The following is a 14,418-nucleotide window of genomic DNA, read 5'->3' on the forward strand; positions in this document are numbered from 1 at the left end:
ATATTCGGCATTAGCATTAAAAGGTTTTGTCCCATATGAAACAATTTATACATTAAGAGAGTTTGGTTCTCCTTTCCAAGGGCATCCAGATATGAAAAAATGTCCGGGAATTGATATTTCAACTGGATCACTTGGTCAAGGACTTTCATGTGGTGTAGGCATGGCGATTGCAGGAAAACGAGATAACAAAGAGTATCGTGTCTTCTCATTATTAGGTGATGGGGAATGTCAGGAAGGACAAATTTGGGAAGCAGCCCAAACGGCCGTTAAATATCAATTAGATAATTTAGTAGTATTTGTTGATAATAACAGACTACAAATTGATGGTTTTACGGATGAAATCATGCCGCTTCAAAATATCGAAAAGAAATTTGAAGCATTCGGTTTTGAAACGATACGAATTGATGGCCATTCAATGGAAGCAATTGTTGAGACATTAGATGAAATAAGAGAACTTAAAAATGGAAAGCCAAAATGTATTGTCCTTGATACCGTAAAAGGGAAAGGTGTTTCATATATGGAGGATGTTGCAGATTGGCATGGAATCGCACCAAATGATGAGGAGTATAGACAGGCAATTGAAGAAATCGCAGGAGGTTTAAAATAATGAGTATTATCGAAAAAGCTTTAACAACAAAAAAAGCGACAAGAGAAGCCTTTGGTGATGAAATTTTAAAATTAGGAAAAGAAAATAAAGATATTTATGTCATTGATGTTGATATTGCAAAATCATGTAAAACAAGTAAGTTTATTAAGGAATTGCCTGAGCAGCATATTAATGTCGGAATTGCTGAGCAAAATGCTGCTGGATTAGCTGCAGGGCTAGCTACAACTGGTAAGATTCCATTTGTAAGCACTTACGCTGTATTTGGTTCACTAAGAATGGCTGAGCAAATTAGACAAGAAGTGTGTTACCCAAATTTAAACGTTAAAATTGCGTGTTCTCATGGTGGATTAACACCAGCTAATGATGGAGGAAGTCACCAAGCGATTGAAGATATGGGAGTATTAAGAAGCTTCCCTAACATGACTGTTATTATGGGGGCAGATTACTATTCTACTAGAAAGCTAGTTGAGCAGGCTGCAAAAATGTACGGTCCGGTATACCTACGATTTACAAGAGATACAGTCCCAATGATTTACGATGAAACAGAAGAATTTACAATTGGGAAAGCGAAGCAATTAAAGGATGGAAACGATCTAGCTATTATTGCCAATGGTGATACGGTTCGTCTCGCAATTGAAGCGACAAAAGCATTGGAACAACAAGGGGTTTCCGTCAAATTACTAGATATGCATACGATTAAACCACTTGACCGGGAAGCAGTAGTAGAGTGCCTTGATTTAGGCCGAATTATTACGGTTGAAGATCACAATATTTTAAATGGCCTTGGAAGCGCTGTATGTGAAGTAGCTGCTGAAGAAGGAAAAGGGAAGGTTAGAAGAATTGGCGTTCAAGACCAATTCGGCCAATCAGCTCCATACGAAAAGCTATTAGAGCTAAATGGCATTACAGTCGAAAATATTATCCGTACTGCAAATGAATTACTCAAATAATATATAAAATTTGATATAAAACGATTAAACTAAAGGAGAGTATATAATGTTCGAATTAAATAATAGAGTAGCTATTGTAACAGGAAGCGGTTCAAAAAAAGGGATTGGACGCACAATTGCATTAACGCTTGCAAAGCAGGGAGCAGCTGTTGTAGTAGCTGATTTAAATGCAGATGGAATTCAAGATACGGTTCAAGCAATTCAAATAGAGGGTGGAAAAGCGTTAGGCGTAGAACTAAATGTGACAAACAAAGAATCAGTTGATGCTATGGTTGAAAAAGTTCTCGCAGAATATGGTCAGATTGACATACTTGTTAACAATGCAGGAATTTCGCAAAAAGTTACCGTTGAGGATATGACAATTGAAGATATGACGAAAGTCTTTAATGTTAATATGTTTGGATTATTCTTATGTACACAAGCTGTATTAGATACAATGAAAAAACAAAAGTTTGGTCGAATTATTAGTCTCTCCTCTGTATCCGCTAAAAGAGGAGGAGGGGTTTTCGGTGGAGCACATTATTCCGCATCAAAAGCCGCTGTATTAGGTTTCTCTAAAAACCTTGCTCGTGAAGTGGCAGTTGACGGAATTACAGTGAACTGTGTTGCACCAGGCCTTGTAAACACTGAGATATGGAAATCACTGCCTAAGGAAGATGCGGATAACGTAATTGCAGGCATACCTATGGGCAGACCAGGTGAAACAGAAGAAATTGCCTCAACAATCGCTTTCTTAGCATCAGAAGAAGCTTCTTACATCACAGGTGAAGAAATCGATATTAACGGTGGCTCACACATGGATTAATATTTTACTAGTTATTGAACGGGCATATCATTGGTTGGTATGCCTGTTTCTTTCACAGATAGAGGATTTAGTAAAGGATATGGAGGGTTAGTATGCCATTATTATATACAGCAATTGGGGTTATTTTACTACTCATTTTAATAATGGGATTTAAATTAAATACATTTTTTTCTTTAATTATTGTCTCATTCGTCGTAGCTTTATTATTAGGAATTCCACCAGAGAATATTGTCGCTTCAATTGAAAGCGGTTTAGGGGGGACTCTTGGTCATATAGGGCTTATTTTTGGCCTCGGTGCTATGCTTGGGAAATTAATAGCAGATGCCGGAGGGGCACATCGTATTGCCATGACCTTAATTAATAAATTTGGGGAAAAGCAAATACAATGGGCTGTTGTGATTGCTTCATTTATTGTAGGTATTACATTATTTTATGAAGTAGCATTTGTCCTATTAATCCCAATCATTTTTACAATTGCAAAAGAATTAAACATTTCGATTATTAAACTAGGTCTCCCAATGAGTGCAACCTTACTAGCAACACATTCATTTCTTCCACCACACCCAGGGGCAACAGCTGTTGCTTCAGAATATGGGGCAGATATTGGGATGGTTTTAATCATTGGGATTTTAATTGCCATTCCTACAGTTATTATTGCTGGTGTTTTGTATCCAAGGATTGTTGAAAGATTTATGCCAGGTATATTTAGTCCAAATAGAAAAGTTGAATCTATAGGCGAACAAAAGCAATTTGAATTAGAAGATACACCTGGATTTGGTATAAGCGTATTTACGGCAATATTTCCTGTCATTTTAATTACTCTAGGATCAGCCATAGATATGATCCAAAAGACAGTAGGATTTGAGGATAATAGTTTTGTTGTCTTTATGCGCTTTATTGGAAACGCTTCAACTTCAATTGTCATTTCGTTAATATTTGCGATTTACACGATGGGAATTGCAAGGAAAATCCCGATAAAAACAATGATGAATTCCTGTTCTCAAGCGATCAATGTATTAGGTATGTTACTTCTCATTATCGGTGGGGGTGGAGCATTAAAACAGGTTCTTATTGATGGCGGAGTAGGTGACTATATTGCTAAATTATTTGAAGATACTTCTATTTCACCAATTTTGCTAGCATGGACCGTTGCTGCATTATTACGTATTGCTTTAGGATCAGGTACTGTTGCAACATTATCAACAGCAGGGTTGGTTATTCCTATTCTAAGTCAAACACCTGATGTGAATTTAGTGCTAGTTACACTTGCTACTGGTGCTGGTAGCTGTATGGCATCACATGTAAATGACGCAGCTTTTTGGATGGTAAAAGAATATATGGGAATGAGCTTGAAAGAAACCTTTGCAACATATAGTGTCATTTCAACGATTACTTCAATCGTTGGTTTAGGTTTCATTATGCTTCTCGATTTATTTATTTAAACGTATGAAAAGCACTCGGGATACTTCCGATTGCTTTTCCCCCTCTTCATTAAACATTTTAACCTTATTAGCAAAGGTTAATCCCGGTGAGTAAAACCTATCACTTCTCCTTATAAAGCATAAGAAGTATTCAAAAAATTTGTGCGTCTAGTGGATTACTATAATTGAAGGTTGTATAATATATATATCAACTAAGTAGACAAGTGAAAGACTTTCATTGTAGCAAATCGATCCAATCTAAAATAAGGAAATAAATATTGAAAGAAGTGGTTTATATTAAGTTTAATCCAGTTTCAAACAGCAAATTATATATCCAAATTTATAACCAAATTCTTTCAGAAATTGAATCAGGTGCATTCAAGGTAGGAGATAAACTCCCAGCTGAAAGGGAACTTTGTGAACAATTTGGTGTAAGCCGTGCTCCGATTAGACAGGCTTTAAGTGCATTGGAGTTGAATGGCTATATTTATTCGCGTCAAGGTGAAGGGGTTTACGTGAAAAGTAATCAACCAGCAGCTGAAAAAGAACATTCAGCTCTCATTTTAGAAGCTGTTTCCCCAGAGGATATTGTTGAAGCAAGAATGAATATTGAGCCTCTTATTGTAAAATTCGCAGCATTAAGAGCTACTGATGAAGACATTGAGGGGCTGCAAGAGACGATAAAGAAGATGGAAGAAGAAACGAAGGCAGGGATTTATGTCCCTGAAACAGATGAAAAGCTTCACAATCAAATCGCAACAGCTTCACATAATGAATTATTTATTACATTTATGACAGCTATTAGTCAAGCGATGAAAAAACAGGAAATGTGGCAATTTATTCGAGATCGAACTGTCACACGACCAGATTTTCGAGATGTGAACTTTAAAGAACATCAATTACTAATTAAAGCGATTGAAGAGCATAATGAAAAGGAAGCAGTAGAATTGATGACTACTCATATGAATAATTTGTATGATAGATATTGGAAAGCTTAGAACTACAGGAAAGCTCTTGTAACTAAACTGCTCTATCTCTTAAAAACTAAAGCACATATGCTCATTTGTAGTAGGTTAAGGTCGCCAATTATAGCGGCCTTTTTTTTATTGAATTGAAGGCTAGACTAAGTCTTGGAGCTACCAAAAACTATTTAAAATGAAGATTTGTGGGTTAGTTGTACCTTTACTTCTTTACAGATAGCCTTTGTTCTGGCTAGTAAAATGTCTAAAGTAGGTACATTTTGCTAGTCAGAAACAAAGGCATTTGTAGCGGGATATTACCACCCTTTGTAAAGGGGGAATTTTTTTGAAGAGGCGGGGAATGTCGACTTTTTTATAAATAACAAGGTATTACCTTTGCTAATTATTTTGCTGCTTTTGCTGCTTCAATTGCAGCCTCATAGTTTGGATGATTCGTTGCTTCACGAACATACTCAACATGTGTTACTTTATTATTTGATTCAATGACAAATACTGCACGTGCTAATAGACGTAATTCTTTAATATAAACTCCAAATGCTTCACCAAATGAAAGATTACGATGGTCAGAGAGTGTTTTCACATTTTCAAGTCCGTTTGCAGCACACCATCTTTTCTGAGCAAATGGTAAATCGACACTTATAGTTAAAACTTCAACATTGCTTAAATTGGAAGCTTCCTCATTAAATCTACGTGTTTGCGCATCACAAACTCCTGTATCAATAGATGGTATTACTGAGATGATGCGAACCTTTCCCACAGAATTCGAAAGTGTCACTTCATTTAATTCGTTATCAAGTACAGTAAAGTCAGGTGCTGTATCCCCAATCTTCACTTCATTCCCTACTAATGTAACAGGTTTGTTTAAAAACGTAATTTCTGCCATTTCAAATCCTCCTTTGTAATATGTACCAGCTAAATGATGATTCTCTTAAGCTTACAATGAGCAATAGTGAAAAGAATTTAAATGGTTTGAAAAATCCCACTATTGACACCTACACTCATTATAAGTATTCTAAGTATATAAGTCAACTTAGTATACAAGATGACAACTGAAGGCTTCTCTCTTTTTTGATGATTGCAAACGTTACCACTTGCGTTTGTAAACATAGGACGATATGAGAGCATCACCAGGCTATAAAAGGTTTCGTAAGGGCTTGCCAAGTTTCTAGTAGTTTTTAATCCCATAGAAACAATTTTCAAAAAAGAGACGAACTTTAATGGGGATCTTCTTTAGAATTAGAAGAAGGAGCACTTATAAATAATGAGGAGTGAAATAAATGAAGGTTGCAATTGCATCAGATCATGGCGGTATAACGATACGGAAGGAAATTATCAATCTATTGGAAGAGTTGAATATTGAGTATGTCGATTTTGGATGTGATTGTAGTACATCTGTTGACTATCCGGATTATGCGATTCCTGTAGCTGAAAAAGTTGCAAACGGTGAAGCTGACCGTGGGATTTTAATTTGTGGAACAGGTATTGGAATGAGTATTTGTGCAAATAAAGTAATGGGAATTCGTTGTGCCCTTGTACATGATGTTTTCAGCGCTAAAGCGACAAGGGAGCATAACGATTCAAATGTATTAGCAATGGGAGAACGCGTCATAGGTCCGGGATTAGCTCGGGAAATTGCTAAAGTCTGGCTAACGACACCTTTCGAAGGTGGTAGACACGAAACTCGTATTAATAAAATAAAAGTGTTTGAAGAAAAAAATTTATACCTTTAATTTAATAAGCGAAGAGATGAGAAAATTGAGTTGCACTAAGTTTAATCTCATGATGCATGGTCGGGATTGACAAGTTCTCTTTGGAGATAAGTAAATACGAAATGCCAAATATACCATTATCATTACTCTTTTAAACTAATGGAAACGTTCCTTTAAATTGAGGAACGTTTTTTTATGTTTTCAAAGGTGACGGAGTGAAAAGCAATTAAACCAAAGTACATGACAGCTATAGAATAGACTTATTTATCGTATTACTTTCCAATTAATTGGAATACTTAATGAGAAAGAGTAAAGAGGAAGTCTAAAGGAGTGAGGTAGTTGAAGAGAGGCACCATACTAATAGCCTTCATATTGACAATGATTTTATCAACCGAAGCAAATGCTCAATTTAAAGTTCCAGATACAAAAGAAACAGAGCATTGGAAAATTGAGCTATTAGAGCCTTTAAAGAATGAGGCATTAATTCAAGCAAAAAAGGGGAAATACGAAGTATATAGCCTTCTCGTTACAAATAAAGGAAATGAAGTATATAACGTTGAAGTTGAAGCGTTTCGAAATGGAGAAAATGACAATAAAATGTATGGACTTGCTCCACAATTTGAACACCCTCACATGCAAGCTGGTGATACCCTTCAATTTAGTAATTTCCCTGTTAAAACAAAAACAGAAAAAGTAGAATTTGTTATCACGTGGGAGGATACACCTATTACTTTAAAAGATGGAACAAAGGTATTTGGAAGAAAATTTAAAGAAACGATATCATTTTTAAAAAGTTGATTATTATTTGATAATCAGCTTTTATTTTTTATCAGTAATATAACTGTAAAGCATAACGAACGCATATAAAAGAATATAGAGGAGATTGAGTTTTACAAAACTATTTTGGGGGAATCAAGTTTGAAGGACGATAAAGATGAACACATTGATTGGAATTATTCAGGTAAAACAAATTTATTGTTTGGTACTGGAGCTAATGCATCTGAAAGAATGATAGTGTGGGCTTCTAGTTTTGTCGTTCCGCTCTTTTTTTTGTACGCGTATTTCTTTAAAGAGCTCCAATTAACACCTCTCCAGCTCGTTATTGGTTTGTTCGTTGCTGTAGATATCGGAGGTGGGATGGTAGCAAACTCCTTAAATTCTTGTAAAAGATTTTATCATTCGCTAAATAAAAGTGAAAGTAAGATAGAGCGCATGTACAAAAACCATTTTCTCTTTAGCTGTCTTCATATCCATCCAATTATAATTTGGCTTGTATTCGATCCTTCAAATTGGGAAAATGGATTGATATGGTATGGATTGTTTATCACCGCAGTTCTATTTGTTCTGAAAGCACCTTTATATTTGAAAAGACCTATATCAATGTTGATGATATTATTAGCCATAATGATAAACGAATATGCACTTTACGCTATTCCAGGATTTGAATGGCTAATGCCTGTTTTATTTATCAAAATTATTTACGGACATTTGGTTAAGGAAGAGCCTTATAGACCTATAAAGGGTTAATGGAACGGGTAAAAGCTTTTTGTACTAAGTGAAAAATGGATAGGCAAGCTTAAAAATGTATAGACGTTTTGAAAATAAATGGTGCTCTCTTTGTGAAAGAATGCACTTAAAGTATTTGGTGCAAAGCCTCGTTGGTTGAGAAACTCTTTTTTACGGAGAAGATCGTTGTTTTTATATATGTTTTTTTCTCTTCAATATTAAAACGATGATGGTTATTTGATATAATAAATCGATATGAAGTAGATGGAAATATCCTTCTAGTGATTTACAACTAAGGCTATGTTATAGTTTATTGTTGATTGAGGGAATTCCTGTTGTGGAAATCAACGGTCATCTTTAACTTAGCCATACTTAAAATTTAGGGAGATTGAGCAAATTTATGGGGAATGAAAGAGAAATTAGTTCCGCTAAATTAATGTGGAAAATGACACGCCCGCATACATTAACGGCGACATTTGCACCTGTCATATTAGGGACAGTTGCAGCACTTTATGAAGCTGAGATTAATTGGCTACTATTTATTGCGATGATGCTTGCGTGTTTAGCTTTGCAAATCGCAACGAATTTATTTAACGAATATTATGATTTTAAACGCGGGTTAGATACAGCTGATTCTGTTGGTATTGGTGGAGGAATCGTCCGTCATGGACTGAAGCCAAAAAATGTATTAACAGTTGCCATTTTATTGTATATCGTTGCAGCCCTTATCGGAGTATATATTTGTATGAGTAGTAGCTGGTGGTTAGCAGTTATCGGATTATTCGGAATGGCTGTCGGTTATTTATATACAGGTGGTCCTTTACCAATTGCGTACACACCATTTGGAGAGTTATTTTCCGGATTGTTAATGGGAACATGCTTTGTATTAATTGCATTCTTTATTCAAACGAATACGTTAACTGTTGAAAGCATATTAATTTCGATTCCGATTGGGATTTTAGTTGGGGCCATTAACATGTCTAATAATATCCGAGACATTGAAGAGGATATTAAAGGTGGAAGAAAAACACTTGCTATCCTCCTCGGTAGAGATAAAGCAGTCGCGGCTTTAGCTATTGCATTTATTATTTCCTATTTATGGATTGTTGCGATTGTCTTAATGGGATATGTTAGCCCATGGGCATTGGTATTGTTCCTTGGATTGAAAAAGCCTATTTCAGCTATTCAAAGCTTTCAAAAAGGAGCAAAAGAACCTCAGTATATGCGAGAGGCAATGAAGTCAACAGCAATGACAAATACAATTTTTGGCTTTCTGTTAGCTGCAGGATTATTAATTAGTTACTTATTTTAAAATAGGCGCTGTTAAATTTGGAGTGTTGCTTTCTGCTACAGGAGTTCGCTTCAAAAAAAGTACTAAAAAATTAACCATCATCAAAAATAAAAATCATTCCCAAATGGTCGATGGGAATGATTTTTATTTTTTATTTGTCAATTCTATGAACTTGAATAGCTTGAACATAATTCTTACCTAAGTTGCAGTACGAAAGAATAGGATCATTTAAAAAGAAAATGGTAGAATAGTAGTCAGGATTGGAAATATAAATGATTTCCTAGAGTGAAAAACCTTATGCAATCATTAATTATTCGTTATTTTGAAATAGAATTATGTAAAAAAAGTGGTGATGACAATAAAGAAAATAAAAAATATCTTATTCTTCCTTCTTGGCTTCATATTCCTTGGGATTGGGATCGCGGGTACAGTGTTACCTGTTTTGCCAGGCGGTCCATTTTACTTATTAGCTACATTTTTCTTTGCGAGAAGCTCAAAGAAAATGGATAATTGGTTTAAAAATACGACAATATATATAAAATACGTTGAACCACTTTTACAGAAAAAAGGTATGACCCGAAAAGAAAAAATCCGTATTAATATAATTGCTGATTTCTTCATCATTCTCTCAATTATTTTTGTAGACATCTTATTTGTGAAAATTCTCATCGTTGCTCTAGGTCTTTACAAACATTATTATTTCATAAAAAAAATCAAAACAATTTCTCCAAACAGTGAGAGTAGATAAGTTTTTTTCTTTGAAATGCTCTGTTTTGGATAGAGATAGGTCGTCATTAAAGGCATTCAGAATGATATTCGTTCTGAATGCCTTTTGTCTTTTTATGGTTAAGGAATCATTTTACTTGCTAATCCTTCAAAAAAATGATTGACAATTCAAAATATAATAAATACTATAAAGGCATACTTATAAGTATTTAAATAACACACTAGTAAGTTTGGAGGTGACGTAATTGAAAACTACCCCTCGTATTATGGAAGCAGCCCGAGAACTTGCCTCAAGCCATGCTTATGACAAAATAACATTCGCTGATATTGCAAAAAAGGCACAAGTGCATTGGACTACTGTACGTAGGGCTTTCGGCAGTAAAGAAAAAATGCGACAGCAGCTGCTTGAATTTCAATCCGAAATAAATGGCCCTGTTTCATCTGATACGAAAACAAAAATACTCGAATCTGCTGAAAGAGTCTTTGCAAAGTATGGATATGATGGGGCAACATTAGATCAAGTTTCACTAGATGCCGGAATGACGAAAGGAGCTGTGTACTGGCATTTTACGAGTAAGAGTGATCTATTCCTTGCTCTAACGGAAAAGCGATTAAAGGAACTTTTGGCTGAGCTAACAGTGGAAACAAGTACGATTCTCAAATCTTCTTCTCCACAGGAGACTTTACGGGAAGTATTAAAGGCTCAATTTGCATCTTGTGAGCAAGAAAATAACGATAAACCACTTCTTTTATTTGAATTTATTTCAAAGCGGCGAGAACCGGAGATGAGGGAGAAGCTTGATACAACTTTCTCAGCATTATTGGCGGGGACTTCTCATGTTTTAGAAAATTATCAAGAAAAAGGACTTGTTTCTAACCAGGTAGATTCCGAGTCGTTATCAGTTACCTTTCATGCTCTTATGAATGGGATCGTCCTGATGTGGCTTCTGTCACCTAAAAGCGTACCTTTATCAGCACTTGCAGATGACGTTTCAAAGGTTATTTGGGAAGGTTTTCGCCCTAGAAATTGAACCCGTAATTTTGTTACGGGTCCTTTTAGGACATTAACATACTTTAGAGTATGTGAAAACAATAGATGGAGGAGTAAATTGTTGACAATACGAATGCAAAGGAGATTAAAAATGCTCATAGTCATTTTATGTTGTTTACTATTCATATTTGTTAGTTTATATGTTTACAATCTTTTAGCAGTCAAAAAAGGTGAAGGCGATTTTCCACCAGAAGGAAATTTTATTAATGTTGAGGGGATTAACTTGCATTACTATAGCAAGGGGAAAGGCCAGCCAATTGTCTTCTTGCATGGTGGGATTCTTTCAGGAAATGATTATAAAGATGTGATGAACTTAGCTGCTAACCGAGGTTATCACGCCATTTCATTCGATCGCCCTGGATATGGTTATAGTGAGAGGCCAGAAGGGATGGAGGTCACTCCTATTACTCAAGCAACATTACTGCACAATGCATTAAAAACTTTAGGAGTAGATCGGCCGATTATATTAGTTGGGCATTCATGGAGTGGCACGATGACACTTTCTTATGCCGTACAGTACCCTAATGAAGTTGCAGGTGTCGTTTTATTAGGGGCTGCCATGTATAAAGAAGGCTATCCAGCAGAAAATGGTGATGCTTTATCAAAAATCATCACGATTCCTGTATTAGGAGATACCATTTTAAACACATTATTAAAAACTCCACTAGGTAAAGCCATGGCAAAAAGTATGGTTGAAGAAACATTCGCACCTGAAATGACACCAGCTGGATATATAGAAGAAACTTATGCTTTAGGGTTCCGTCCAGGGCAATTGAAAGCAAATCGAGAGGATGTGCTTGCATTTCCAAAAACATCAGAAAAATTAAGTCCCCAGTATAAAAACATAAAAACGCCAGCAGTAATAATTGTCGGTCAAAAGGATCCCTTTGGAATGATTGACCAAGCGAGGCGGCTGCAGCAAGAATTAGTCAATTCGAAGTTGCAGATTATTCCCGAGATAGGCCATATGATCCCACAGCTTCACCCCCAAGTTGTATTGGATGGAGTAGAGGAGCTTAAAGTTCAGAGATAATTTGATTTTTCGTAACTATGGTTTATATAAAGGTGAACATCCAGTTAGCAAGATATAAAACACTATGGCTGTTAATAAACAGCTTTTTTTATTTCTGTAATAAATTTGAGGAATCTTAAATAAAAATTTTACACTGTTTGTACTTAGAATGAATGGTTGAGATAATCTATGAAGGATTTATACTGTTTTTGTTGAAGTTATACAAAAGCTTATATAGCGTGCTCGTGATTTAAATGAAAGATGTGGTGATACTATTGTTAACAATAGATAATTATTTAAATTCGGTGAAGGGAAATTTGCAAATACACTCAGATAGATTAATTCAACAAATTAGAAAAACGCTTGATTTTCATTACTATGAAAAGGTGGATTTATTAGATTATACAGCATTTATTCAGCCATACGAGCTATCGATTATGATGTACTCGATGGACAGAAATGCAAATGAAGTCTTTTATCAGGGAAATGATGACAATCTTTTTGCAGGGAGCTTTGACCTAATTGAGGATGTTGAATATTACCAAATACGTGATGAAAAAGAAGATGAATTTTGGAAGTTTTATGAGCAAAATGATGAGGTTATTTCGAAATTAGAAACAGATGTTTTTATAAAATGGTTTAAAGATTGCTGGAATCAAGCAGGAGGGAAAAACGTAAAATTACCTGCCTATTTTAGTTTTCATGATTATGATAATTGTTTGGATCTAACTCATAACAAATTGGTTTCTGATGGAGACAAATGGTTTTAAAAATACTGCCATTTAGTTTGATGGAGCAAAATCCAATTTTAAGTAAAAAGCAGATTTTGACATGGTTAGGAGGAGTTTTATTGTCATCAGCAAAAACATTGAGGGTATGTGAAAAAGGTCATAGATTTTATAAAAGCAGTGAATGTCAAAGTTGTCCTACTTGTGATAAAGAGAATAAGCCTTCTAACGGGTTCCTATCCAAACTTAGTTCACCTGCGAGAAGAGCATTAGTTCACCAAGGAATTGAGACGTTGGAAGAGCTATCTAAGTATACTGAAAAAGAAATATTAACATTTCATGGTATCGGACCAGCATCCTTACCAATTTTACGAGCTTCATTAGAGGAAGAAGGCTTATCATTTAAAAAATAGAAAATCGAGTATGTTTATGCTAAGAGTGTTAATCTGAGTTGGATTAACGCTTTTTTTATTGTTCTTGTGTAAAAGAAGAATTTATTAAACTTTTTCAAGCGAATTTTTTCATTTTGTTAAAATGGAGGGATTTGGAAAATGAATGCAGAATAATTAATAAGTTATGAGCCCTTATAATTGCTTATTTTTCCTGTAGAGGCTTCTTAAATCATTATCATCTAAATGATAAGGGAGATAAAAAATGGATAAAACGTATAATGAGTATATTGAAAATGCAATTAAGTGGGCTAAAGGTCATTTAAATTCTAAAGAGTATTGTTTTATTTGTTTGGCTTTTGTTGAGGATGCATTAGAAAGAAGCAATAACATTGAAATTTTTGCTGGAGATACTGCAAAAGAATCTGCAGATTTATATGAAGCAACTATGCAAACAGGTATACCGCCTAAAGGAACCTTTGTTTTTTATGATTGTTTTGGTGTCATTAATCGCGAGCAGAAAAATTGGGGCCATGTCGGCTTATCTATCGGTAATGGGGAGGTTATCCATGCTTGGGATCAGGTAAGAATCGATCATTACATGGATGTGGAAAAATTAACGACAGCACGAGGATGGGAAAAACCAAAGCTCATTGGTTGGGTACCGATTGAACGGATTATGCACGGATTTCAAAGAAAAGTGTATTAGTAAAAACTAATGCTGTTTTGCAGCCTTTATTAGAGAATTTAGGCAGGTGAATGAAACAGTTTTAAACGGAAGCATTCCTTCATTTTGAGGAATGCTTTTTTTATTCAACATATAAGTGTGATGAATACGAAAAAAAGCTTAGGAAATTCTAAAGGAAAAGGAGGCTTTTTTAATGTGTCAATAAAAAAACAGTGGCTACTGAATATTTTTATGGTTCTCTTATCGTGGATAACGTTTCCCTTTTTAGGTGTTAAGAATATAAAAAGGTTTCTTCCAGCTTCACTAATTGTTGGAGTTCTCGAAATTATCCATGCAAGCATTGGGAAGAAGCGTAAATGGTGGGTTTTTTACAACAAGCCAAATTCTTATTTATTTGATGAATTACCTTTTAATTTAGGTCCATTTTTATTTGTCACATTTTGGACTCTTAAAATTTCATTCGGAAATTTTAAATTGTTTATTTTGCTTAATGGAATTGCACATGCTTTCTTTGCATATCCTTACTCATATATTGCAAAAAGGATTAAATATTAT

At 35.0% G+C, this 14,418-nt stretch carries 17 protein-coding genes; 16 read left to right on the forward strand and 1 reads right to left on the reverse strand.

Annotated elements, in window-relative coordinates:
• The 5 genes from HU235_RS23325 to HU235_RS23345 all read left to right on the forward strand — a co-directional run.
• The coding region (locus HU235_RS23325; RefSeq protein ID WP_174881762.1) for a transketolase at positions 1-607 on the forward strand (607 nt) is incomplete at its 5' end.
• Positions 607-1,557, forward strand: coding sequence for a transketolase family protein (locus tag HU235_RS23330; RefSeq protein WP_095302738.1), 951 nt, complete (start codon positions 607-609; stop codon positions 1,555-1,557). The genes HU235_RS23325 and HU235_RS23330, both read left to right, overlap by 1 nt.
• Before the next feature lie 46 nt (positions 1,558-1,603).
• A complete protein-coding gene (locus HU235_RS23335; protein WP_095302740.1) occupies positions 1,604-2,362 on the forward strand; it encodes an SDR family NAD(P)-dependent oxidoreductase in 759 nt (252 codons plus the stop codon).
• Between the two features lie 92 nt (positions 2,363-2,454).
• Positions 2,455-3,804, forward strand: coding sequence for a gluconate:H+ symporter (locus HU235_RS23340; protein WP_174881763.1), 1,350 nt, complete (start codon positions 2,455-2,457; stop codon positions 3,802-3,804).
• Positions 3,805-4,070: 266 nt separating this feature from the next.
• Positions 4,071-4,781, forward strand: coding sequence for a FadR/GntR family transcriptional regulator (locus HU235_RS23345; RefSeq protein ID WP_095302744.1), 711 nt, complete (start codon positions 4,071-4,073; stop codon positions 4,779-4,781).
• A gap of 364 nt (positions 4,782-5,145) precedes the next feature.
• Here HU235_RS23345 and tpx read toward each other — a convergent pair whose 3' ends face one another.
• Positions 5,146-5,646, reverse strand: a complete 501-nt coding sequence (gene tpx / locus HU235_RS23350; protein ID WP_174881764.1) for a thiol peroxidase — start codon at positions 5,644-5,646, stop codon at positions 5,146-5,148.
• A 394-nt stretch (positions 5,647-6,040) separates the two neighbouring features.
• Here tpx and rpiB point away from each other — a divergent pair, with 394 nt between their 5' ends.
• The 11 genes from rpiB to HU235_RS23405 form a co-directional block, all read left to right on the forward strand.
• A complete protein-coding gene (gene rpiB / locus HU235_RS23355) occupies positions 6,041-6,493 on the forward strand; it encodes a ribose 5-phosphate isomerase B (RefSeq protein ID WP_174881765.1) in 453 nt (150 codons plus the stop codon).
• 318 nt (positions 6,494-6,811) lie between these two features.
• Positions 6,812-7,270, forward strand: coding sequence for a hypothetical protein (locus tag HU235_RS23360; RefSeq protein ID WP_174881766.1), 459 nt, complete (start codon positions 6,812-6,814; stop codon positions 7,268-7,270).
• 120 nt (positions 7,271-7,390) lie between these two features.
• Positions 7,391-7,999 carry a hypothetical protein gene (locus tag HU235_RS23365; protein WP_174881767.1) on the forward strand — a complete coding sequence of 203 codons (609 nt, stop codon included), beginning with the start codon at positions 7,391-7,393 and terminating at the stop codon, positions 7,997-7,999.
• A gap of 379 nt (positions 8,000-8,378) precedes the next feature.
• On the forward strand, positions 8,379-9,290 hold the full coding sequence (locus HU235_RS23370) for a 1,4-dihydroxy-2-naphthoate polyprenyltransferase (RefSeq protein ID WP_095300676.1): 912 nt from the start codon (positions 8,379-8,381) through the stop codon (positions 9,288-9,290).
• Between the two features lie 331 nt (positions 9,291-9,621).
• Positions 9,622-10,017, forward strand: a complete 396-nt coding sequence (locus tag HU235_RS23375) for a YbaN family protein (protein ID WP_095300677.1) — start codon at positions 9,622-9,624, stop codon at positions 10,015-10,017.
• Between the two features lie 223 nt (positions 10,018-10,240).
• Positions 10,241-11,026 carry a TetR/AcrR family transcriptional regulator gene (locus HU235_RS23380; protein ID WP_174881768.1) on the forward strand — a complete coding sequence of 262 codons (786 nt, stop codon included), beginning with the start codon at positions 10,241-10,243 and terminating at the stop codon, positions 11,024-11,026.
• An 81-nt stretch (positions 11,027-11,107) separates the two neighbouring features.
• The gene (locus HU235_RS23385) at positions 11,108-12,079 is read left to right on the forward strand and encodes an alpha/beta fold hydrolase (protein WP_233452403.1); all 972 of its coding nucleotides are present in this window, start codon (positions 11,108-11,110) and stop codon (positions 12,077-12,079) included.
• A 245-nt stretch (positions 12,080-12,324) separates the two neighbouring features.
• A complete protein-coding gene (locus tag HU235_RS23390; protein ID WP_307190692.1) occupies positions 12,325-12,828 on the forward strand; it encodes a hypothetical protein in 504 nt (167 codons plus the stop codon).
• An 80-nt stretch (positions 12,829-12,908) separates the two neighbouring features.
• On the forward strand, positions 12,909-13,199 hold the full coding sequence (locus tag HU235_RS23395; protein ID WP_174881770.1) for an RNA polymerase alpha subunit C-terminal domain-containing protein: 291 nt from the start codon (positions 12,909-12,911) through the stop codon (positions 13,197-13,199).
• A 241-nt stretch (positions 13,200-13,440) separates the two neighbouring features.
• Positions 13,441-13,884: an NlpC/P60 family protein gene (locus HU235_RS23400; RefSeq protein WP_174881771.1), complete on the forward strand. Its 444-nt coding sequence runs from the start codon at positions 13,441-13,443 to the stop codon at positions 13,882-13,884.
• Positions 13,885-14,058: 174 nt separating this feature from the next.
• Positions 14,059-14,418 (forward strand): hypothetical protein (locus tag HU235_RS23405; protein ID WP_174881772.1); only part of this gene is annotated, 360 nt, incomplete at its 3' end.

Origin of the sequence: Metabacillus niabensis, from assembly GCF_902829255.1 — a bacterium.
Classification (GTDB): Bacteria; Bacillota; Bacilli; order Bacillales; family Bacillaceae; genus Metabacillus; species Metabacillus niabensis.